The 20,918-nt window shown below is 44.7% G+C and carries 27 protein-coding genes; 11 read left to right on the top strand and 16 right to left on the bottom strand.

The genetic code is table 11. The features are described from left to right. Window positions 1–5: 5 nt before the first annotated feature. Together AOT13_RS06795 and AOT13_RS06790 are read right to left on the bottom strand one after the other, a co-directional pair. A complete protein-coding gene (locus AOT13_RS06795; RefSeq protein ID WP_042383687.1) occupies window positions 6–1,202 on the bottom strand; it encodes an ABC transporter permease in 1,197 nt (398 codons plus the stop codon). Beyond that, complete coding sequence (locus AOT13_RS06790; RefSeq protein ID WP_003252547.1) at window positions 1,199–1,936, bottom strand: ABC transporter ATP-binding protein; 738 nt, start codon at window positions 1,934–1,936, stop codon at window positions 1,199–1,201. The genes AOT13_RS06795 and AOT13_RS06790 overlap by 4 nt, the downstream gene beginning before the upstream one ends. 494 nt (window positions 1,937–2,430) lie before the next feature. Here AOT13_RS06790 and AOT13_RS06785 point away from each other — a divergent pair, with 494 nt between their 5' ends. Then, window positions 2,431–2,853, top strand: a complete 423-nt coding sequence (locus AOT13_RS06785; RefSeq protein ID WP_003252549.1) for an HIT family protein — start codon at window positions 2,431–2,433, stop codon at window positions 2,851–2,853. A 41-nt stretch (window positions 2,854–2,894) separates the two neighbouring features. On the opposite strand, the gene AOT13_RS06780 is transcribed toward AOT13_RS06785, so the two are convergent. Then, window positions 2,895–3,731 (bottom strand): peptidylprolyl isomerase, encoded by an 837-nt coding sequence (locus AOT13_RS06780; RefSeq protein WP_003252550.1) that lies wholly within the window; start codon window positions 3,729–3,731, stop codon window positions 2,895–2,897. A gap of 191 nt (window positions 3,732–3,922) precedes the next feature. Here AOT13_RS06780 and AOT13_RS21300 point away from each other — a divergent pair, with 191 nt between their 5' ends. Beyond that, on the top strand, window positions 3,923–4,012 hold the full coding sequence (locus AOT13_RS21300) for a YjcZ family sporulation protein (protein WP_071880410.1): 90 nt from the start codon (window positions 3,923–3,925) through the stop codon (window positions 4,010–4,012). A gap of 69 nt (window positions 4,013–4,081) precedes the next feature. Here the strand turns inward: AOT13_RS21300 and AOT13_RS06775 are convergent, their stop codons facing one another. Continuing rightward, a complete protein-coding gene (locus AOT13_RS06775; RefSeq protein ID WP_013401510.1) occupies window positions 4,082–4,261 on the bottom strand; it encodes a hypothetical protein in 180 nt (59 codons plus the stop codon). A 198-nt stretch (window positions 4,262–4,459) separates the two neighbouring features. On the opposite strand from AOT13_RS06775, the gene AOT13_RS06770 reads away from it, so the two are divergent. Beyond that, complete coding sequence (locus AOT13_RS06770; protein WP_003252551.1) at window positions 4,460–4,801, top strand: YhaI family protein; 342 nt, start codon at window positions 4,460–4,462, stop codon at window positions 4,799–4,801. Here the strand turns inward: AOT13_RS06770 and AOT13_RS06765 are convergent. Continuing rightward, complete coding sequence (locus AOT13_RS06765; protein ID WP_003252552.1) at window positions 4,794–5,399, bottom strand: HTH-type transcriptional regulator Hpr; 606 nt, start codon at window positions 5,397–5,399, stop codon at window positions 4,794–4,796. The genes AOT13_RS06770 and AOT13_RS06765 overlap by 8 nt on opposite strands. Before the next feature lie 166 nt (window positions 5,400–5,565). Between AOT13_RS06765 and yhzF the strand changes: the two genes are divergently transcribed. Beyond that, a complete protein-coding gene (yhzF, locus tag AOT13_RS21520; protein WP_013877364.1) occupies window positions 5,566–5,748 on the top strand; it encodes a membrane protein YhzF in 183 nt (60 codons plus the stop codon). Window positions 5,749–5,807: 59 nt separating this feature from the next. Here the strand turns inward: yhzF and AOT13_RS06755 are convergent, their stop codons facing one another. From AOT13_RS06755 to AOT13_RS06730, 6 genes are all read right to left on the bottom strand, one after another. Next, window positions 5,808–6,332 (bottom strand): tryptophan transporter, encoded by a 525-nt coding sequence (locus tag AOT13_RS06755; RefSeq protein WP_003252556.1) that lies wholly within the window; start codon window positions 6,330–6,332, stop codon window positions 5,808–5,810. A 111-nt stretch (window positions 6,333–6,443) separates the two neighbouring features. Next, on the bottom strand, window positions 6,444–7,526 hold the full coding sequence (gene serC / locus AOT13_RS06750; protein WP_003252557.1) for a 3-phosphoserine/phosphohydroxythreonine transaminase: 1,083 nt from the start codon (window positions 7,524–7,526) through the stop codon (window positions 6,444–6,446). A gap of 108 nt (window positions 7,527–7,634) precedes the next feature. Further along, window positions 7,635–7,820, bottom strand: a complete 186-nt coding sequence (locus AOT13_RS06745) for a sporulation YhaL family protein (RefSeq protein ID WP_013401512.1) — start codon at window positions 7,818–7,820, stop codon at window positions 7,635–7,637. Between the two features lie 179 nt (window positions 7,821–7,999). Continuing rightward, entirely contained in the window at window positions 8,000–8,983 is a 984-nt protein-coding gene (yhaM, locus tag AOT13_RS06740) for a 3'-5' exoribonuclease YhaM (RefSeq protein ID WP_003252559.1), read from the bottom strand. Between the two features lie 91 nt (window positions 8,984–9,074). After that, window positions 9,075–10,313 carry an ABC transporter permease gene (locus AOT13_RS06735; RefSeq protein ID WP_003252560.1) on the bottom strand — a complete coding sequence of 413 codons (1,239 nt, stop codon included), beginning with the start codon at window positions 10,311–10,313 and terminating at the stop codon, window positions 9,075–9,077. Then, window positions 10,306–11,205, bottom strand: coding sequence for an ABC transporter ATP-binding protein (locus tag AOT13_RS06730; RefSeq protein WP_003252563.1), 900 nt, complete (start codon window positions 11,203–11,205; stop codon window positions 10,306–10,308). Before AOT13_RS06730 ends, AOT13_RS06735 begins: the two co-directional genes overlap by 8 nt. A 146-nt stretch (window positions 11,206–11,351) precedes the next feature. Between AOT13_RS06730 and AOT13_RS06725 the strand changes: the two genes are divergently transcribed. Together AOT13_RS06725 and AOT13_RS06720 are read left to right on the top strand one after the other, a co-directional pair. Continuing rightward, a complete protein-coding gene (locus AOT13_RS06725) occupies window positions 11,352–11,537 on the top strand; it encodes a YhzD family protein (protein WP_013401516.1) in 186 nt (61 codons plus the stop codon). A 55-nt stretch (window positions 11,538–11,592) separates the two neighbouring features. Continuing rightward, window positions 11,593–11,826: a hypothetical protein gene (locus AOT13_RS06720; protein ID WP_013877366.1), complete on the top strand. Its 234-nt coding sequence runs from the start codon at window positions 11,593–11,595 to the stop codon at window positions 11,824–11,826. 68 nt (window positions 11,827–11,894) lie between these two features. Here the strand turns inward: AOT13_RS06720 and AOT13_RS06715 are convergent, their stop codons facing one another. From AOT13_RS06715 to AOT13_RS06700, 4 genes are all read right to left on the bottom strand, one after another. Further along, entirely contained in the window at window positions 11,895–13,400 is a 1,506-nt protein-coding gene (locus AOT13_RS06715; RefSeq protein ID WP_013401518.1) for a coproporphyrinogen III oxidase, read from the bottom strand. A 112-nt stretch (window positions 13,401–13,512) separates the two neighbouring features. Continuing rightward, complete coding sequence (locus tag AOT13_RS06710; protein WP_003252568.1) at window positions 13,513–14,379, bottom strand: Cof-type HAD-IIB family hydrolase; 867 nt, start codon at window positions 14,377–14,379, stop codon at window positions 13,513–13,515. A 158-nt stretch (window positions 14,380–14,537) separates the two neighbouring features. Next, entirely contained in the window at window positions 14,538–14,891 is a 354-nt protein-coding gene (locus tag AOT13_RS06705) for a YlbF/YmcA family competence regulator (RefSeq protein WP_003252570.1), read from the bottom strand. A gap of 134 nt (window positions 14,892–15,025) precedes the next feature. Beyond that, complete coding sequence (locus AOT13_RS06700; RefSeq protein WP_041270114.1) at window positions 15,026–15,268, bottom strand: hypothetical protein; 243 nt, start codon at window positions 15,266–15,268, stop codon at window positions 15,026–15,028. Window positions 15,269–15,526: 258 nt separating this feature from the next. On the opposite strand from AOT13_RS06700, the gene AOT13_RS06695 reads away from it, so the two are divergent. From AOT13_RS06695 to AOT13_RS06680, 4 genes are read left to right on the top strand one after another with little or no spacing between them, the layout of a single operon-like run. Continuing rightward, on the top strand, window positions 15,527–16,618 hold the full coding sequence (locus AOT13_RS06695; protein WP_003252571.1) for a YheC/YheD family endospore coat-associated protein: 1,092 nt from the start codon (window positions 15,527–15,529) through the stop codon (window positions 16,616–16,618). Window positions 16,619–16,624: 6 nt separating this feature from the next. After that, window positions 16,625–17,692 (top strand): YheC/YheD family endospore coat-associated protein, encoded by a 1,068-nt coding sequence (locus AOT13_RS06690; protein WP_003252573.1) that lies wholly within the window; start codon window positions 16,625–16,627, stop codon window positions 17,690–17,692. Continuing rightward, the gene (locus tag AOT13_RS06685) at window positions 17,689–19,041 is read left to right on the top strand and encodes a YheC/YheD family endospore coat-associated protein (RefSeq protein ID WP_003252575.1); all 1,353 of its coding nucleotides are present in this window, start codon (window positions 17,689–17,691) and stop codon (window positions 19,039–19,041) included. The genes AOT13_RS06690 and AOT13_RS06685 overlap by 4 nt, the downstream gene beginning before the upstream one ends. Then, window positions 19,038–20,213, top strand: coding sequence for a YheC/YheD family endospore coat-associated protein (locus AOT13_RS06680; protein ID WP_003252577.1), 1,176 nt, complete (start codon window positions 19,038–19,040; stop codon window positions 20,211–20,213). Before AOT13_RS06685 ends, AOT13_RS06680 begins: the two co-directional genes overlap by 4 nt. Here AOT13_RS06680 and AOT13_RS06675 read toward each other — a convergent pair. Next, window positions 20,170–20,571: a hypothetical protein gene (locus AOT13_RS06675; protein ID WP_003252579.1), complete on the bottom strand. Its 402-nt coding sequence runs from the start codon at window positions 20,569–20,571 to the stop codon at window positions 20,170–20,172. The two genes, AOT13_RS06680 and AOT13_RS06675, sit on opposite strands and share 44 nt — an antisense overlap. Before the next feature lie 105 nt (window positions 20,572–20,676). Between AOT13_RS06675 and AOT13_RS06670 the strand changes: the two genes are divergently transcribed. Further along, on the top strand, window positions 20,677–20,865 hold the full coding sequence (locus AOT13_RS06670) for a hypothetical protein (RefSeq protein ID WP_013401523.1): 189 nt from the start codon (window positions 20,677–20,679) through the stop codon (window positions 20,863–20,865). The last annotated feature ends 53 nt before the right edge of the window (window positions 20,866–20,918 follow it).

Genomic DNA, 20,918 nt, shown 5'->3' with positions numbered 1-20,918 from the left:
CCTCCTTACTTGCGACGTTTAAGATAATGAAACAACAGCCAATAGCTAAAAACAGCACCCGCCGCCCATGACACCATCCAGATCACGCCAGCATCAAGCAGGAACAAAAACAAGCTGAACACGCTGTTTTGCACGATTAGCAAGAAAAAGAGGAGGCGGCATACCGCCTGTTTCCGCACATCGTCAGGAAGCGGATATAACCGAATCAATAAGTTTGTCCGATGATGGTCGATTAACGCGAATAACTGAAAACCTGTGATGTAAAGGAAAAATAACGACGCCGCGATTTTTCCGTATTCCGTTGGAACGATATAAAGCAATAACAAGCCAATCGCGATTAAGCGGACATAAAGACTGAAATATCCGCCCGAACGGAGGAATGTCCGCACATATAAATAAAGAAATGTATTTTTTTGCTGGTACGGAATCATCGAAATAAGAAAATCCAGCCAGCGCCGCCGCTTCGCTTCCTCTTTCCATTGCGGAACATCGGTAAACAAATTGGCGATGCGGTAAAATGCGCGCACAGCTTTTGCTTCCTGCTCAATGATCCGCTCCCATTTCCATCCTTTTCGCTTTGTTGCTTGTACAACATAAAAGGTAATGCCAGCCATCAGCGCGCATATGGCAAGCAAAAAGAAGAAGGAAGCATCGGCAAGCAGAAAATAAACGAACGCGGCATTAAGTCCGAACCGGGAAAGCGCGCTGAGACGATGGGTAAGCGATTCAATAAAATAATTTCCTTTCCAGCTGATAAACAAATTCCATCCTTTTAAAACGAGCAGCACCAAAAACAGCCGCCATATGGAAACATCGGAAAATTTTTGATGAAGCGGCGCGACAGCCAACCATATAAGAAGCAGCCCGTATGCCTGCAAAAGAAAGCTCAGCAAAAACGCCCGCTGGATATATGGGCCAAGCTTTGTCTCAGCAGGCAATAAAAATACGATATCCGCTTCCTGAAATAACGTGCGCAGCGAACCGAACGTCAACATGAAAGAAAAAACCAGCGCGGCAACAATTGGATAAGGGAAATGCGGCGGAAGCGTCTGTACCCAATGACGGTAGGCGACCGCCCCTAATCCAATGCCAATCAGCAAGATAAACAATAGATGGTCGTTCAACATATAGCGCAAATAACGCCGCATTTTTCGCGCTTCTTGATAAAGGCGGTCGTTCCATAATCGCTTTCCATTTATCATACGCTGTCTTCCTTTGTTAATTCGATATATAATTCATCCAACGTTGCCGCCGGGGAAGAAAATTGTTCACGCAGCTCCGCCATCGTGCCTTTTGCCCTTACTTTTCCGTTATGCAAAATGACAAACGAATCGCAATATTTTTCTGCTGTTGCCAAAATATGTGTCGACATTAAAATGCCCGCTCCTTTTTTCTTCATTCGCTGCATTTGTTCCAGCAAAGAATGAATGCCAAGCGGATCAAGGCCAAGAAACGGCTCGTCAATAATATAAAGCGCCGGTTCCACCAAAAAGGCGCACATAATCATGACTTTCTGCTTCATTCCTTTAGAAAAATGCGCGGGAAACCATTTCAATCTTTTCTCCATGCGGAATTCCTTCAATAACGGCGGAAGCCGCCGTTCGTATTCGCTTTTTTCCAGCCCATAAGCCATCGCCGTCAATTGCAAATGTTCCTCCAATGTCAGCTCCTCGTACAAAATCGGCGTTTCTGGTATATAGGTAAATTGCGAACGATACGCATCCGGCTGTTCTGAAAACATTGTTCCGTTAATCGTAATCGTCCCTTTGCGCGGTTCCATCAGCCCGATAATATGCTTGATCGTCGTGCTTTTTCCCGCGCCATTCAGCCCGATTAAACCGACTATTTCGCCGCGGTCCACAGTAAATGAAACATCTTCAAGCACGTTTTGCTTCGTATACCCGCCGTATAAATGGTGAACTTCCAACAGCGCCATCGTCTGCTTCCTTTCTATCCTCAAAATTGTCGATACATTTTCATTTTATCAAAGCGGCGGGCACTTTCCAAAAATTATCTATCTCCTTCTTGCATACATTCTTTTTCTGCGGGCATGCTAAATAGCGAAAAGGGGATGAGAAACAGGCAATGATGAACTATCCACTCGAAATGAGGTGTTTGTCAAAGACACCATTATCGAAGCAACACCGTTATATGCGGTGAGAAAACGCGAAACTCCTTAACAAATGAGGTGTTTGTGAAAGACAGGACTATCTTGCCAAGCTGCAAAGCAACGAACCTCTACACAAGCGATGAAGGGATAGCCGTCTTGAACAAAGAAAACCTTTTCGCAAATGGGGTGTTCATCAAACGCTACCTCGTTTGAACAAACTTTCTCCCCTTTTCAGTGAGGCGGGATGCAATCAACGGGATTGCATCCTGCTTTTTTTATGGTAAAATGGAACAAAAAAATAAGAAAGGTGGCTTTTTCTAGTGAGTGAATGCATTTTTTGCAAAATTGTTAACGGAGACATTCCTGCGGCAAAAGTGTATGAAGACGAAAACGTATTGGCGTTTCTCGACATCAGCCAAGTCACGAAAGGGCATACGCTCGTCATTCCAAAAGTACATAAAGCAAATATTTTTGAGCTCACTCCAGATGTTGCAAGCCACGTCTTTACTGCTATTCCTAAAATCGCGAACGCGATCAAAAAACAATTTTCCCCAGTCGGCTTAAATTTGCTAAACAATAACGGCGAACAAGCAGGACAAACGGTCTTTCACTACCATGTTCACTTAATCCCGCGCTACGGCAAAGGCGATGGATTCGGCGCCGTGTGGAAATCGCACGCAAGCGATTACACGTTTGACGATTTGCAGGACATTGCCGCAACAATTCAAAAAGGATTACAATAACAACAAAAGGAAGCGCTCTTGTCCGCTTCCTTTTGTTGCTTTTACTGTTGTTTTAATGCATCTTGCAAATCTTTATCTTTGATGTCCGCTTTCGCATCTTTTACTAATTTTTCCACTTTTGCTTGCATTTTCGCTGGGTCGAGCTTGCTTCTTTTCACTTCAAATTCAATTTCCTCTTTCATTTCATTAAACGGCTTTTTCTCTTCTTTATCTGTTACTTTTATAATATGATAGCCATATTCTGTTTTGACCGGATCGCTAATTTCGCCAACTTTTAACTTATATGCCGCATCTTCAAATTCTTTCACCATTTTTCCTTGTCCAAACCAGCCTAAATCGCCGCCGTTCGAAGCCGATCCTGGATCTTGTGAATATTGTTTCGCAAGCTTTGCGAAATCTTCGCCTTTGTCAAGCTTCGCTTTAATTTCTTTTGCCGTCTTTTCATCTTTCACTAAAATATGGCTCGCTCTAATTTTCGGCTTATAATTCTCATAATAGTCTTTTAACTCTTTGTCCGTTACCTTTATATCCTCCATCGCCGCTTTTTGCCGCAAAAGATCGAGTTTCACCATATCCCGAATCGCTTTTTCGCCATTTTGCTGGACTACTAAATCGTATTGCACCCCATACATGTCTTTTAAGTTTTCGATTTCTTTGTCGATTTCTTTATCCGTCACTTTATATTTTTTGCTTAACACTTTTTCATGGACAAGGTCGCGGATCACTTCCTTGCCTACCCGCGCTTTCATTTCATTGTAAAATTCCTCTTTTGTAATATCACCGTCCTTTGTTTTCACAATGACTTCGGAATCGCCGTTACTACACGCCGACAGAGCGAAAACAGAGGCGACGGCCGCCGCAATCATCCATTTTTTCATTTGTTCCACAACTCCTACGCCAATTTTTTTACAAAAAAAATTACAACAATAACTATATCATATTTTTCCCTAAGAAAAAAACCTTTTCCGTTTAGTTATCCGCCCATACACGTATTTTTGCCCCACATATGATGATGATGAAGCGGATGTGGCTGAATGGCTCCTTTTTGAATTCGAAAGGAGGTGTGACAATGAGTGGTGCACCTTATGCAGGAGGCTTTGCGTTAATTGTCGTGCTGTTTATCTTATTAATTATCGTTGGATGCGCATGTTTATTCTAATCACTAAGTTTTTTCTTGTCCACCATACGCCTGCAAAAAAGCTGGCAGCACAAGCTGTCAGCTTTTTCACTATGTAAATAGCACTTCAAAATAGGAGGTAATTAATAAAATCGTAATAAGGACATTGATGGTGCGAAAAACACCAGGCTGTTTTTCTTCTGGTATTTCCCTTTGCGCACAAAGGCGAGACGTTAATTGATTAATGAGAAATAAAATAATGACAGCAAGGGGTATAAAATACACCGTCAAATCTATTTCCCCTCCTATTCATGGTAAAAATATCAATAATTACTCATTTACTTTACAATGTTTCGGTTTATAAATCAATATGATTTTTACAGAAAAATCCTCTTCCTCGGCAAAAACTTTTTTATTGGTTGTTTTTCACCAATTAGGTAAAATATACGTAACGACTTGTCGATTATGTTTGACAAAAGGAGTACGCATATGGAAACATTGGAGGAACGAATCGCCAAACTGGAATTCCATCGATCGCTGCTAATGGAAATGGTCGATAAAACAAAAAAGCCGTTTTATTATCTTGTTATTCAAGCCAATTTAACCAAAGAAGAAGTGGATGAAGTGCTCGCCCTTTGCCAACAGTTAAGCGAAGAATACGAAAAACAAAAAGCGGAAGGGCTGACGATTTTCACCCCGCTTCTCCTTCATTTCGCGGGAATGCTTCATCCAAGCCTTCCGCTCGAACAGACGATCGACGCTCTCCTTCAACAACAAATGTTTGTTCCTCTGATGACCGAATTGAAAAAGCTGATCCAAACTGTTAGCTAGGCTGACTTGTCAGTTCTTTTTCCTTTTCTTGCGGCCTCGCGTTTCGTTTCACTAATTTTCCATCTTGCTCAACGAAATCGCTTTTAATATTTTCAAACGCCCTTTCGAAAATTTCCATAAAATCATCCCCATAAATATTGCGGATGATACACATCATTTCTAAAATTTCTGGAAACTTTCCGTACAAATCGCGCAGCGGCAACGCTCCGTTAAATACGGCGTTTTTCGTCGGATCGTACGATTCCATTAGTTTCAACAGCACTTCTTCCCCTTTTTCGGTCAGTTCAATATACGTATTGCGCTTATCATCTTGCTTTTTCGAAAAGGAAAGCAAGCCTCTCTCTTCTAATTTTTTCGAAAAATTAAACGCTGTCGACACATGCATCACGCCAAATTTTGCAATCTCCGAAATCGACGCCCCTTTAAAATGATACGCAATCCATAAAATATGATGTTCATTAATATTTAAGTCAAACGGCTTGATCCATTGCTGCCAATCCTTTTCGATCGATTTCCAAAGCGCCTTGCTTAATTGTGCAATCCGTTGGCTAAATAGCAGCGCCTCTTTTATAGAATAATTTTGCTCTGTCGTTTTCATCGTTCCACCCACTCTTCCCTCACCGTGTTTTTTTACTTTCTATTATGCCAGTAAAATAAAAATTAATAAAGGATAAAAATGTTTAATTTTTTTATTTTTATGACCATTACCGTCATTCATAGCGGAAAAACAACGGACATATAGTAAACATAGGGGGAGAAAGCCAATGATATATATGCGGTCGTTTTTTTTAATTATTGGGTTCGTATTTTTCTGTCTTTTCACCAACACGCTTCTTTCATTGCCGAAAGCCAAAATGTACCCGCCAAAAAAAGTTTTGCGACAGCGTGCTTTCATCTATATTGGAATAGCATTTTTTTGTTTTGCCACTGCTTGGCTTCTGCGATAACGTATAGTTGTGATAGCAAAAAACCCGACCAAGATGATGATCGGGTTTTTTTGCGATTGTTACACATGCACTGTAATGTTCATCCTCTTAAAAATCGCCGAGACAATTGGATAGATAATCACCATCACAATCGTATTAATTGCGGTCGCCGGCAATACAACAGTCAGAAATAAAGCGGAAAAAGTCGCTCCTCCCGGCAGCCCGGCGAACAAAAGCGCCGCGGTTAAAAAGATTGTGCCAGAAATGACTGTACCGACTGCCGTCAATATTGCGGCAGAAACTACCGTCTGACCATATTTTTTTAAAAGGCATACAAATGCGAAAAACACAAAAGCGGTAATGATTTTGTCAATAATATTTGGAACTTGTCCTCCCGGAAATCCTGTTGTCATCGCGGAGATAACGCCTGTCACAATCCCGACAAGCCCCGCTGTTTTTACATTTGGAAACAATAAAATAGCCAGAAACATCATTGTCAGCATCATATCTGGCTTCATCCCGAAGAAAATTCCCGGAATAACGGCGTGCAACACCGCCCCGATGCCGACAAGCAACGCCAATGAAACTAACACTCTCGTATTCATGCTCCTCTCTCCTCACCTATCTAACCTTAACTCCTCTTACCGCGTGTCCGCACTTATACAAGAATTTTCTATCATTATATCACTTTGCAGTGTAAAAGTGAAGCAAAAAATTCAGCTGAACCGCCGGTAAAAATCATTCATAAATCCCGCCAGCGCTTCGCACGCCTCAAGCGGAACAGCGTTATAAATCGACGCGCGGCAGCCGCCAACAGAACGATGGCCGGCTAGCCCCACAAAACCTTTTTCTTTTGCTTCCGCTAAAAACTGCTTCGTTAACTCTTCATTTGGCAGTGTAAATGTGACATTCATGAGCGAACGGCTGTCTTTTTCCGCATGCGGGGCGTAAAATCCGTTGCTTGCATCAATCGCTTCGTACACAACGGCCGCTTTTTCTTTATTGCGCGCTTCGATCGCTTTCACGCCGCCTTGCTCTTCCACCCATTCAAGCACAAGCGAAAGCATGTAAATCGCAAACGTCGGCGGTGTATTGTACAGCGAATTGCTCGAGCTGTGCGTGCGGTAATCGAGCATCGTCGGCAAGTTGTCAGGAATGCGCTCTAATAAATCGTTGCGAATAATGACGACCGTCACGCCGGAAGGGCCAAGATTTTTTTGCGCCCCCGCATAAATCAACGCAAATTGCCCAACATTGATTTCCCGGCTTAAAATGTCGCTTGACATATCGGCAACAAGATCGACCGGCAAATCCGGGAATTCACGCCATTGTGTGCCGAAAATTGTATTATTGGAAGTAATATGTAAATAAGCCGCGTTTTCGGAAAGCTGAATGTCTTCCAAACGAGGAATGTACGTATAATTCGCTTCTTTGCTTGATGCGGCAATATGGGTTTTCCCGATTTTTTTCGCTTCTTTGAGCGCTTTTTCCGACCATGATCCTGTAAGCACATAATTGGCCACTTTATCTTTGCCGAGCAAGTTCATCGGCACCATGGAAAACTGCAAGCTTGCTCCGCCTTGCAAAAAAAGGATGTCATGCGTATCAGGAATGTTCATTAGTTTTTTTAGCCGCTGCTTCGCGCTGTTGTGCACCGCATCGTATTCTTTGCTGCGATGGCTCAGCTCCATCACTGACATTCCCGTATTTTGAAAATTGAGCAGTTCTTCTTGCGCCCTCTTTAAAACGGGAAGCGGCAGCGCTGAAGGTCCTGCGTTGAAATTGTACGCCCGTTTCATCATTCATCCCCCATTTTTTATCTCTTTAATGAGCAACAGTTATTATTATCCTAACATGAATTGCAAAAAAATAAAAAGAATTTTTCAAAAAAATCAAGCCCTTGTGTTCTACAAGGACTTCGCCTGCTGGCGCCGTTTCCGCTCCTCGCGGATGCGCTCCATATAAATTTCTCCTTCTTTTTCGATCATCGCCTCATCGATTTCACGTTCTCTCGCGGCCGTCCTTACCGTCATATAGCCGCTGAAAATAATGCCAGCAACGACCAAGTAAATCCACCATGGCATGCTTAACATGCGCATCCCCCTTTTTATGCAGCTTGTCTTACTAAACTATACGCAGACACCGGAAAATATATGCGTGAAGAAAGAGGCGGCAAACCTCTTTCTTCGGGATAACGCATGTCTTGCTTCCATTTTTCTTTCGCACACGGGACGATATCGCGCGAAAACTGCAGCGTCAGCCATCGGCCGGCTTATGATATCCCTCTTTTTTCTTGTTTGGAAACGGCCGGGGCAGATAAAAACATCGGTTTATAAAACGAACGATTTTCCAGCGCGAAAATCCGTTCTGTAAATTCTCCCGGCTTTACTTTTTCAAGCGCCCGGTCGATCATGTTCAATTTGGCGTCAAGGTTATCAATGTAATGCAGAATTTCTGCTTCTTTCACCATCGGCGGCTTCGGGCTGCCCCATTCCGTTTTTCCATGATGGGAAAGGACCATGTGCTGCAGCACGACCACTTCTTCCCCGCTAATGCCGAGATGTTCGGCCGCTTTGCTGATTTCGCTCACCATAATCGAAATATGGCCAAGCAAATTGCCTTCCAGCGTATATGATGCCGACACCGGGCCGGATAGCTCGATCACTTTGCCGAGGTCGTGCAAAATCACGCCAGCGTACAATAAGTCTTTATTCAACGATGGATATAAATTCACAAGTGCTGTTGCCAATTCCAGCATCGACACGACATGGTACGCCAATCCGGAAATAAATTCATGGTGATTTTTCGTTGCCGCCGGATAATCAAAAAATTTTTGTTCGTACTTTTTTAACAAATAGCGGGTAATCCGTTGGATGTTTGGATTTTCCATATCCAATATGTATTGCGTAATTTTCTCCATCATCTCTTCGCGTTTCATCGGGGCAGTTTCGAGAAAGTCGGATACCCGAACATCGTCCCCGGCGCGAGCGGGGCGAATCGAACGAATCCTCAGCTGCGTTTTGCCGCGGTAATTGTGAATATCGCCAAACACTTTGACGATGCTTTCCGGCACATAGACGTTCTCATCTTCCGGCGACACGTCCCATAATTTTGCTTCAATGTCCCCTGTTTTGTCTTGCAAAATTAACGTTAAAAACGGTTTCCCGTTACTGGCGATCCCTTTTGTCACTGACTTAATGAGCAAGTAGACATCTACCTGTTCCCCGACATCATAATGAATGATTCCTTTCGCCAACCTATTCTCCTCCGTTTCCAAATTTGCGTATAGTTAAGTATACCACAATCGCATAAGCGCTAAAAATATAAGACCTTGCATGCGCAAGGCCTTACTTTTTCGTCAGCTGCACCGCTTTTTTCATATCTTTCCATGAACCGGCTTTCCCATACATAAGCACCCCGCCGCGGTACACCTTGGATCCGAAAAAGGCGAGCAAACCGATGGTTGCGGTCAATAACACGAGGCTGAGCGCCACTTCCCAGAATGGAACAGGAAGCAATCCAACCCGCAAAAACATAATCATCGGCGTGAAAAACGGAATGAACGATGTCACCGTAATAAAAGTCGATTCTGGCGCTCCTAATCCAAACATCGCGATCATAAATGCAGCAATCACCAACGTCATCACCGGCATAATCATTTGCTGCACGTCCTCCACGCGGCTGACGAGGGAACCAAGCACAGCAAATAATGTCGCATATAAGAAATAACCTAAAAGGAAGAAAATAATCGCATATACAAATGTCGAGACAGGCAGATGGTCAAAGCCAAGAAACTTCCACAATTCCTGCCCGCTGCTTTTCAGCGCTGCAAAACCGACGGCAAATAAAATCGCAAATTGCGTTAAGCTAAGAAGCGCAACCCCAAGAATTTTTCCAAATAACTGCTGGAGCGGCGGAACGCTGGACACTAAAATTTCCATGACGCGCGACGATTTTTCTGTCGCCACTTCCGTTGAAATCATGCCGCCGTACATCAGCACAAACATGTACATCGCAAACAGCAGCACGTAAACGAGAACGCGCGCCTGATTCAGCTCTTCTTCCGTTTTCGCGTTTTTTTCCAGCGCCACTTTTTCAAACGGCACCGGTTCATACAATTGCGCAATTTGCTCTTGTGTCAGCCCGAGCTTTGCTGTCGCCAACGCTGTTTTCAGCTGCTGGAGCGCTTGCTCGAGCTTGCTTGGCGTATCGCTGTCGGCAATTGTGTTTGCATAATACTCCGCTTTTGGCAGCTGTTTATCGTCAGCCGAAAGGATAAGAAGCGCATCCCATTTGCCGTTGCGGACGTCCGCCTTTGCCTTTGCTTCCGAGCCGCTCATCTTCTTTAACTGAAGATCATCATGTTTTTCTTGTTTCAGCTGCTCCTCAAGCGGTTCGTAAAACATTCCCGTTGTATCAATGACGGCGACCGTCGTTTTGTCATTCTTCGTAAAAAATTCAATAATATGCTGAATGTTTGCGATTGCAAAAACAAAAAGGCTCGTAATGATCGTCGTGATGAGAAACGATTTCGCTTTCAGCTTTGTCATATACGTATGCCAAAGCACAATCCAAAACTTATTCATACGCCGCACCTACTTTTTCAATGAAAATATCGTTTAACGAAGGCTCTTCCAGCGCAAACTTGCGAATAAATCCTTTGTTGGCAATATAAGAAAGGATCTTTTGCGACACATCTTCATTTTCGATTTGTAAATGCACTCCTTCCGCGGTCCGCTTCATTTTGACGACTCCCGGAAACTCCGCCAGCTCATCCAGCGGCATATCAGCATGAATAATAATGTTCTTTTTCCCAAATGACCGCTTCACTTCTTTCAATGAGCCGTATACAACCGGCCGCCCGCGGTGCATAATGCAAAGATGCTCGCACAGTTCTTCGACATGCTCCATCCGATGGCTCGAAAAGACAATCGTCGTTCCATTATTTTTTAAATCGATGACCGCTTCTTTTAACAGCTCGACATTGACGGGATCAAGCCCGCTGAACGGCTCGTCTAAGATTAATAGCTTCGGCTTATGCAACACGGCAGCGATAAACTGAATTTTTTGCTGGTTCCCTTTCGAAAGTTCTTCTACTCGCTTTTCCGCGTACTCCGGCACGTTAAACCGCTCAAGCCATGCTTCCATTTCTTTTATAATCGCTGCTTTCTCCATGCCGCGCAGCCTTCCCAGATAAATAAGCTGCTCCTTTACTTTCAGTTTCGGGTACAAGCCGCGCTCTTCCGGCAAATAGCCGATAAGGTGGCTTTTCGAATAGTCGATTTTTCCCCCATTCCATGTTATCGTTCCTTCTGTCGGTTCCAGCAAGCCTAAAATCATGCGGAACGTCGTCGTCTTGCCCGCCCCGTTCGCGCCAAGAAATCCAAATAAATTTCCTTCTGGAATCGTTAATGTGGCATTATCCACCGCGGTCACCGCACCAAACCGCTTTGTCACATGCTCTAACTGCAGCGTCATTCTCACTCCCCCAGTTTTAGATAAAAATTCCACTATCTTAATTACACGTTTATCATAGCGAAAAGTTTCATAATGCGGAAGGAATTTTTCAAAAAATAATAAAATAATAATATGAACCACTATTCATCAGAGGAGGAGAAACTGGCATGCCAACATACACGTTGACGGCTTTCGACAAAAGCGGGGAAAAATTGCTGGACGAAACGTTCGAAGCTGCGAACGACGAAGAAGCAAAAAAAATCGGGGAGCAAAAATTGCGTGAGCATAACTGTTGTGATAAAACGCACCGTTGCGTAACATCAAGCGGGCAACTGATTTTATTCCACCGCTGACATGGCCCGGTTGCCAAAAGCAATCGGGCTTTGCACAGAAAGGGAAGTGAGAACAGTGAAGGAAGGAAAAGATATACATGAAACACAATTAATAGAACATCCTCCCCATGATAGCGATAAAGTCTTAACACCGCTCAAAGACTTGCAAAGGATCACAGGAGGCGCATGGAACCGAAAAAGCTTTCAGATGGATTCCCTGCCTAACGGAATCAGATGGATTGGGTATGTGATTATTGGCTTTGTTCTTATGATGGCGGCTATTGTTATCCTCCATTTCTTCAACGAATGATCACTGCCTGCGCCATTTCTTTTATAAACTACAAAAAAACAGGCTCAAGACATTGTCTAAAGCCTGTCCTATCCAAACAATGCTTCCATCATTTTTAATTTTTCTTCCGTATAGCGGGCAAAGTTTTCGTTATACGCTTTCGGCTCCTTCGGGTTGGCAAAGCGGGTTATTGTCCGCGTTTTCGGATCGACAAATTTGCTCGAAGCGCCGCAACCGAGCCCGATGATGGATTGCTGTTCTTCCATAATCATAATGTTGTAGATGCTTTCTTTTCCCGGCAAGGCATAGCCAACGTTTTCAAGGTTACCGAGAATGTTTTTTTGCCGGTACAAATAATACGGAACGTAGCCGTGCCGCTTCGTCCAATCTTGCGCTGCTTTCATCATTTCACTGATTTCGCCGCGGCCGGCGACTTTGTATTTCGCTTTGTTTTTCGTCATTTCCGATGCCCGTTTAAAGGAAAGCGTATGCACCGTTAACGATTCCGGCATCAGTTTTTCCGTTTGCGCCAATGTATGAGAGAACTCTTTTATCCCTTCTCCCGGAAGGCCGATGATGACATCCATATTAATGTTATTCATCCCCATTTCGCGGGCGAGATGGAATTTTTCTATCGTTTCGTCGACCGTATGGTGGCGGCCGATCGCTTTTAACGTTTCTTGAATGTACGATTGCGGATTAATGCTGATGCGGCCGATATTCCATTTTTTAAGCACGTTCAGCTTTTCCGGCGTAATCGTGTCGGGACGCCCCGCTTCGACCGTGATTTCGCGGACGCGCTCGATGTTCGGAAATGCCTCATACATCACCGCATACAGTTGGTCCATTTCCTCCGCGCTAATGCTCGTCGGCGTGCCGCCGCCGTAATAAATTGTCGTAATATTGATGCCGCGCTCTTTTAAAAAGCGGCCGATTTCCCGCATTTCGTAATGCAGCCCGGCTAAAAAAGCATCGACAGAACCTTGGCGCCCGTTAATGGCATAAGCCGGGAACGTGCAATATGCGCATTTCGTCGGACAAAACGGAATGCCGATATAAATGCTCACCTCATGGGCAAGATCATATAAATCAGGCACGACAGCAAGCTGGCGGTCGACGATTTCTTGCATCAGCTCAATTTTTTCATCTGTCACTAAATATTCTTCGCGAAGCTGGCGGTGCGCTTCCTCTTGTGAAAGCCCAGAGCGCAGCATTTTATGCAATAATTTGACAGGGCGGATTCCCGTCAGCACGCCCCATTGTTGAATAAGGCCGGTATATTGCTGCAATAACGTCACATATACAGAAAGGACCGCGTACTTTACTTGTTTGAAACGCTCTTTCTCCGTAAAGCTGCCGGATACATCTTTTTCATGATTTGCTTCATATTTATTTTCCGTCGATTTTTCGCTCAATATTCCACGGACATGAACGCGCTTGTCGCCGCTTATGGAAAACGCGACGGTGATATCTGCGCCATCACCCGGCTCAAGCACTAGCTCATATTTTTCAAAAAATAATCCTGTGATTACTTCCAACGGGCGCTGGAACCGCCCGGTATCGTGCAACCCTTCGATATGGATACGCAATGGCATCACCTTTCCACATCAAGCTTATTCCAGTGTACAGAAGGAGATTCTGCTTCGTCAAGCGGAGAGATTCTCCAATAAGAAAAGCAGCCGGGACGAATTATCCCAGCTTTCATTTTTATCGTTTCATTTTCAATTTTTGGAGAAATTCTAAACGTTGCTGTTTGCGGAAATGTTCTTTCACCATGTAAGCAACTCCGAGCTGTTCGTTCGAGCGCGTCACCCAGTCAGCCACTTTTTTCACTTCCATCGGTGCATTTCCCATCGCGACTCCTAATCCAGCTGCCTCAATCGCTGGCATATCGTCCAGTCCATCGCCGATCACAACCATTTCTTTCAAAGAAATGCCTAAATGTTTGCCAAGACGTTGCAATCCTGCAAGTTTGGACACCCCCCGCGCCACAATTTCCATCTTTCCGTTTTGCTGCATGATCATATCGATGGCCGGAAACGCCTTTTCCAATACCGCTGCTGCTTCATTCCGCTCTTTTTCATTGGCAAAATACACATCTATTTTCGGGACTGCTAATGGCTCATCGATTAATATGTCACCAAGCGAATCAACAAACTGGGTCGGATAAAAAAACGGATCGCCAGAGGATAACACCGTTTTCGCCACTAAATTTTTTTGCACTTTTTTCCGGTTGCCGATCGAATAACGCTCATGCAGCAATCGAATGTTGCAATGGAAATTTTCGAGCACCTGCACGATATTAAATGTTCGCTCTTCCGGAATAAGCGCTTCAAATATTTTTGCATTCAGCGATTTCCCGATAATTGCTCCTTGAAATGTAATCAATTCGCTGTTCAATTTTAACGCCTTTGCGATTTTTCGCGCCGCAAGCAAATTTCTGCTTGTCATCAACGTCACGTAAACTCCTTTTCGTTTTACGTATTCGACCGCTTCTTTCGTTTCCCGCTGCAGGCGGCCGTTATCTTTTAAAATCGTTCCGTCAATATTGAGAGCAAGCAACTTATATGCCACGCCGTCTCCCCCTTTTTGAAAAAGTTGAATCTTGCCTGCTTCTCTCTTTCACATTCGCTTTTCTTGCACGGTTTAGCGCCCCGCCGCTTTTCTTTCCCATCACTTCATAGCTATGATAAACCGGACAAAAAAAGAACACTCAATATGAGTGTCCGCGTTTATTCTGTAAATAAACGATACAATTCCTCCAGCGGTTTCATTGCAATTTGCTGAACATCTGCCATCACCATGCTCATCCGTTGTTCAAGCGCCATCAGCTGGGCAAGCTTTTCGTTTTGCTGAACGAGCGCCATCGCTTTTTGCGCTTGTTCCACTTCTTCCGGCAAAATTTCAACACCTGTCATTTGTTTTTCATGAAGGCGCATTTGCAAATCGCGAAAATTCGTAAATATGCGGTACGCCGTTTCATCGCGGCGCACCGCTTCGTACGCCTGCTGCAATTGTTGAAAATCGCTGCTTGCCCGGATCGCTTGCCCAAGTTGCTCGGCAAGGGCATATAGTTGGTTCGACATAAAAAAGCCTCCTAGCAAAAAAGTAACATATCACTATCATAACGTATGCGCCAAGAAAAAGCGATATGACTTACGAAAAACGGAACAACCTAACAGCCATAAACCAATGATTCCGCCCAATAATAATGCACTTATTAAAACTCGCGCCGCAACACCGGCAAAACCGTTTCTGCAAAGCGTTTGACGGAAAACGCGGCTTTGAGAGCAGAAATACCGGCAGTTTGACCATCCGTCCATCGTCCGCCTGCTGCTTTCGGGACCCATCCGTCTATGATTTGTTCCCGATATAGGACAATGAAGCCAGCGGGCGATCGTGCCAAACGCCGATCATGAAGCGATGAAGAGACTTTTTGCCCCCGGCCTTGCCACCGCAGCAAAAGGGGCACATTCTATTCGTTTAACAACAGGCACAAAATAATTCCCCCGTTTTAACGTGGAATCAGTTCCTTTTGCCAATCATCGTCCAACGGCAATCACAAACAACAAATAAAAAAATTTGTCCTTATGTTTCTTTTCCTTATCTCGCAGTCCATTATCACCAAAATTAGGCGAGAATCATACGATACGATATGAAACGGTTGCCTGATTTTTCATGATAGGAAATTGGGAAACGAAAGCATAAATGAGGGAGAACAATGAATCATCCCCATTCCATCGCCGTAATGACGGAAATAGCTCAGACGACAGACTCACACGTTTCCTTTGGATCCATACATGAATTTTGCAAGGAATTAGCAGAATATAGCAAACACCATCATTTAACTCTATATGTTACCTCTTTACCGATGTACTTAGAAAATGAAAAAATTGGCTATCAGTGGATAAACGGGGAATGGACAAAAACAGAAGTCCCGCCGGCGAAAGTCATTTATAACCGCATCCATTCGCGAAAAGCGGAGTATTCCCGCTTATTTGAGCGCCTTATCCGCAAGCTCGAAGATGAACATGTCCTTATGTTTAACCATCGCTTTTTGCACAAATGGGAAGTGCATGAGCATTTGCTGAACCATGCGCACTTGCATCCATATTTGCCGAAAACGGAATTGTTCGCGCACAAACAAACGCTCGAGCATTTTCTCGAGCAATTTCCCGTTATTTTTATTAAACCTGTTCATGGCAGCCAAGGGCGCCATATTTTTCGCATCGAAAAAACGGGAAACGATTTTCTCCTTGATTCCTCTATACTCACAAAAGAGATGGTGCGGCAATACGCTTCTACTTCGTCGCTGTTTGCGGCCTTGAAGGAACGAATAAAGTCGGCAGCCATCATTCAACAAGGCATCGCCATCCAGACGATGGACGGGCGCCCCGTTGATTTCAGGCTGTCATGCCACCGCATCTATGGCGGCGAATGGCGCGTGACATCCGCAGTCGCGCGCATCGCCCAGCAAGAACAATTTGTGTCTAACCTTGCCCGCGGCGGAGAAATCGTTTCCATCGATACCGTGCTCAGGCAATGGTATGGGCGGAACAAAGCGTTCTGGCTAAAAACATTGTTAAAAGAAATCGCGCTTGAAACAGCTTCCGTACTGGCGAGCGAAGCTGACGGATTATATGGAGAATTTGGCATTGATATAGCGATCGATCAAGAAAACAAACCGTGGATCATCGAAGTAAACACAAAACCATCCAAACAAACGGATGCGGTCATGCCCAACGTCCTTATTCGTCCTTCCGCTAAAGCGATTATTGACTATTGTTTATTTCTGATCGCACAAAAGGAGTGAGTCCCATTGATTTCGTTTGGATTCGTTACGATCAATGACCGGCAAGAAATTGATTATTCTACGGAAATTGCGAAACGGGCTGAGCGTTATGGCATTACCGTCTTCCGCTTTACCCCGCTTGATATTGACCCGTTGACGGAAAAAGCGCGCGGCCGGCAGTTTCATGCCGCCACGCAATCATGGACCGAGAGCGTGTTTGCTATTCCCGCCTTTTTATATGACCGCTGCTTTTACCGCGCGGATGAACGTTCGAAAAAAAGCAAACCGATCATGCAATGGCTCAAACAGCGCCCGGATATTACATTTTTAGGATACGGGTTCCCAAGTAAATGGGAGTTGTATAAAAAGCTTATCGATCATCCACTTCTTTCCCATTATGTCCCTAAAACTACGCTTCTTCGTTCCCCAACCGATTTGCTGCACATGATCCGGAAAGAAAAAGCCGCCATTTGCAAGCCTGAACACGGTTCGCGGGGCCAGGGCATTTATGTTGTTAAACAAGTGGAAGGACATCTGCATATTTTGGACACAAACGGCCAAACCATCGCCACCATCAAGCGAAAAACCGATTTGCAACAATGGGTGGAAACACTGCTTCGCCGCTCTTCGTACTTGATCCAACCGTTTTTGCCTTTAAAAACGAAGCAAAATGAGCCGTTTGATGTGCGTTTCTTCTTCCAAAAAAATGAATATGGACAATGGAGCGAACGCGGCAGAGGAATAAGAGTCGGGGCTCCGGGAACAATCATCGCCAACGTCAGCGCCGGTGCTTCCATTTCCGGTTTTTCTGAATGGTTCAAGCAAATTCCTGCCCCGCAGCGCCTTTTTATCACCGACGGAATCGAAACAATAACGACCGTGCTGCCATCATACTTGGAAGAGAAGTTCGGGCCGCTGTTTGAATTAGGTCTTGATCTTGGCATCACAGAGGAAGGAGGCGTATGGCTGATCGATGTCAATTCCAAGCCAGGCCGCAAAATCATAACTGCGCTCGCTCCTGAAAAGCGTGACACTATCTATGAAGCCCCCCTCCGCTATTGCCTGTTTCTCGCAAACGGGGTGAATGTCCGATGAAATATTCATTAATCATACAAGAAGGGGAAGAAAATACGATTTACCTTCCTCCTGACATTTCCCTTTCCGGGCAAACGATGGTAGCGTTTGGCAGCATGTCAACGCCATGCCGTTTCATCTCATCCCCGCTTTTAGACAAACAAATTATCATTGCGAATGATGTCGCCAAACGCTTATACATCCCATTTTCTGCCGACGTTCACGTATTTTTCGATGAAGATACCGTCCATCTTGGCCCGCTCGTCGGCATTTTCACCGCCGGATTTACGAAATCGCCGCTTCGTCCAGTCAGAAAACGAAGCTTTTTCTTTGCCAAATTGCTGTCGCAAGAAAAAAAGGTTGGAGTATTCGCCTTTGTTTTCGGCGCCCATCATATCAACTGGGAAAAAGGAACGATAACCGGCTATTTTTATACAGACAGCGGCTGGACACAACATGAAGTTCCGTTTCCAGCCGTCATTTACAATCGTCTGCCAAACCGGCGGATCGAAAATGACGAAACATTCCAAGCCATTAAAGAAACATTAAAGACCGCATACGGAATCCCTTGGTTTAACGAAAACTTTTTTAACAAACGGGAAGTATACCGTCTGCTGGAAAAACATCCGCTATCGCGGCCATATCTTCCTGACACATCTTTTTCTCCTACAATCGAGACCGCCGGACAATTTTTAAACCGTTATGGCGAAGTATATTTAAAGCCTGCCAACGGCAGCCACGGTCTCGGCATTCACCATATTTTAAAGAAAAACATGAAGTATGAATGCCGGTTTCGCGATAAACAAGGCACAAACCGCTCGCAATCGTTCCCAACGTTATCTTCTTTATGGAAAAATATCTTTTCCCAACAAAAAAAATTAAACTCATATATTATTCAACAAGGGATCCGTCTTATTGAAATCAACGGAAGAAAAGTCGATTTTCGCGTTCATACAAATAAAAACGAAGAAGGAAATTGGCAAGTGAGCGCGATCGCAGCAAAAATCGCTGAAAAAACGAGCGTGACAACCCATATTCACAGCGGCGGCACTGTCAAAACAATCGAGGAAATTTTTCCTGACCAAAGCGTTCGCGGCCATATCCTCCGGCAACTTTGCGATGCCGCTCTTACTTTAAGCCGCTGCCTTGAGGAGCAGCTTCAGATGAATATTGGCGAAATCGGATTTGATCTTGGCATCGACCGGCAACATCGGATTTGGATGTTTGAAGCAAATTCCAAGCCGGGGCGATCCATCTTTACACATCCGAAGTTAAAACAATATGATGAATTAACAGCGATGCTTTCACTTGCATACGCTGTCTATTTAAGCAAGAAAACGACGGATAAACGAGAGGCGCTATTCACATGACGGTCATTTTCTACAATCATGAAAAAAAGCAATGGTTTCACCAAGACAAAAACCGTTCCTACATGTTTGGCTACCAGCACCGGCTGCGTTTTGCCAACGATGCCCCATCTTTTTCCCTTCCTGTGAAAGAAAGAAACGGAAAAATCGGGCCGTTTGTCGGCATTATGATTAGCGAATCATCCATTCCTGCGCTTTTAAAACGAAAAAAACAATATGTCGAACTCATCGCCCATTCGCTGCAAAAAGCGGGAAGCGTCAGCATCGTGCTCCCGTTCAGCGCCATCGCGGAACGATCCGTCCAAGGATATGTATTCGTTAATGAGCTCGAACGGTGGATGCCTGTTACTGCTCCGCTTCCCGACGTTGTTTACAACCGCGTCAAAAGCAGAGCAGACGAAAAAACAAAATCGTTTCAGCAAACCATTGCGCTTTTAGACCATCTCCGCATCCCGTTTTTTAATCGTTCTTTTTTGACGAAATGGGAACTATACGAAGCATTGCAAAACAACGAGCGATTGCGGCCGCATTTGCCGGCAACGATTAAAGTTCAGCGTGTTGACGATATACGAATGATGTTGCAAATATACGGGAGTGTTTACATCAAGCCAAATGAAGGAGCGAAAGGAAAAGGAATTTTTCGTTTAACTTCTTCCCCTTCGCAAACATATGTCATGTATGAGCACATAAACGGCCAAAAAACGCTTGCCTCCCTTGGCGAGCTTGCCCCGTTATTTGCCTCGGGTCGCTATGTCGCCCAACAAGCGATCGATGCCGATACGTGGAAAGGCAGCCGCTATGATTTGCGCGTTCTCGTCCATTACCGGCGCGGCACTTACGCCATAAGCGGCATCGGCGCGCGTCTGGCGCAAGCGCAGCAACTGACGACACATATTCTAAACGGCGGGAAGCTTCTGCCGTATTCCAAGGTGAAAAACCGGATCGATGAAAGTCTGCTGCGCGATATCATGGACGAATGCGGGAAAGAAATAAGCAAACATTTCGGATTCATCGGCGAGTTTTCTGCAGACATCGGCCGAAGCAAAGATGGACAGTTATATGTGTATGAACTAAACGCCAAACCGATGATTTTTGACGAACCGGACATCCAACGCTCCGGAACAAAGCAACTTATCGCTCTATTTGAGGAACTAACTGGGTTTGCATCATCGTAAAAAATAGCCGGCTATATTGAATCGCCTGTTGCAATGCGCGGTCCGCCGCCTTTTGCGCGGCGCCCGACAACTTTTCACGCGCTTTTTGGCATAGCATCCCTTTATCCAATTCATTGAAGCAAAGCGCATGCACAAGAACAGCAACCGGCGCTTTTACCGTCTTTTCTTCACCGCTTTCTTCATATGCCCCCGCAAGCAAATAATGAATGTATTGCCATAATTGATATTGGCGATGGATGTCCTCTAAATACAATGCCAATTGCTGCTTCCACATTTCATCGTCCACTATTTCCTCCAGCTGTTTTGCTAGCTGCGCTGATTTTCTTGTCGCGCGCAGCAGTTGTTTCACAGCATACACCAGCCTCTCCCTCCTTGCTTGTCCGATTTTTTGTCATATATATGATCAAGGCGGATAATCTATTCCCACATCACACAAACTAGAAAAAACAAGGAGGGTCTCACCATGATGGAGCAAAACAAACCATCTCGCCAAGATTCTCGCCATGAAGGGCGCGATCAATACTTTATGGACATCGACCGTATGATCAATGAAGGAATGGCTGGCGGCTATGTCCACGGCCACGGTGATGCCGTAAACATCGAGGAAACACGCAATTTAGTTAAGGAAGAACCACCTTATGAATCGACGTAACGACTGCAAAGCCGATTTTCCCTTTTACCGGGAAAATCGGCTTTGCTTTTTGT

Source organism: Parageobacillus thermoglucosidasius, from assembly GCF_001295365.1.
GTDB lineage: Bacteria > Bacillota > Bacilli > Bacillales > Anoxybacillaceae > Parageobacillus > Parageobacillus thermoglucosidasius.
The sequence above is the reverse complement of the archived record's forward strand: the minus strand, read 5'-3'. Positions and strand labels throughout refer to the sequence as shown.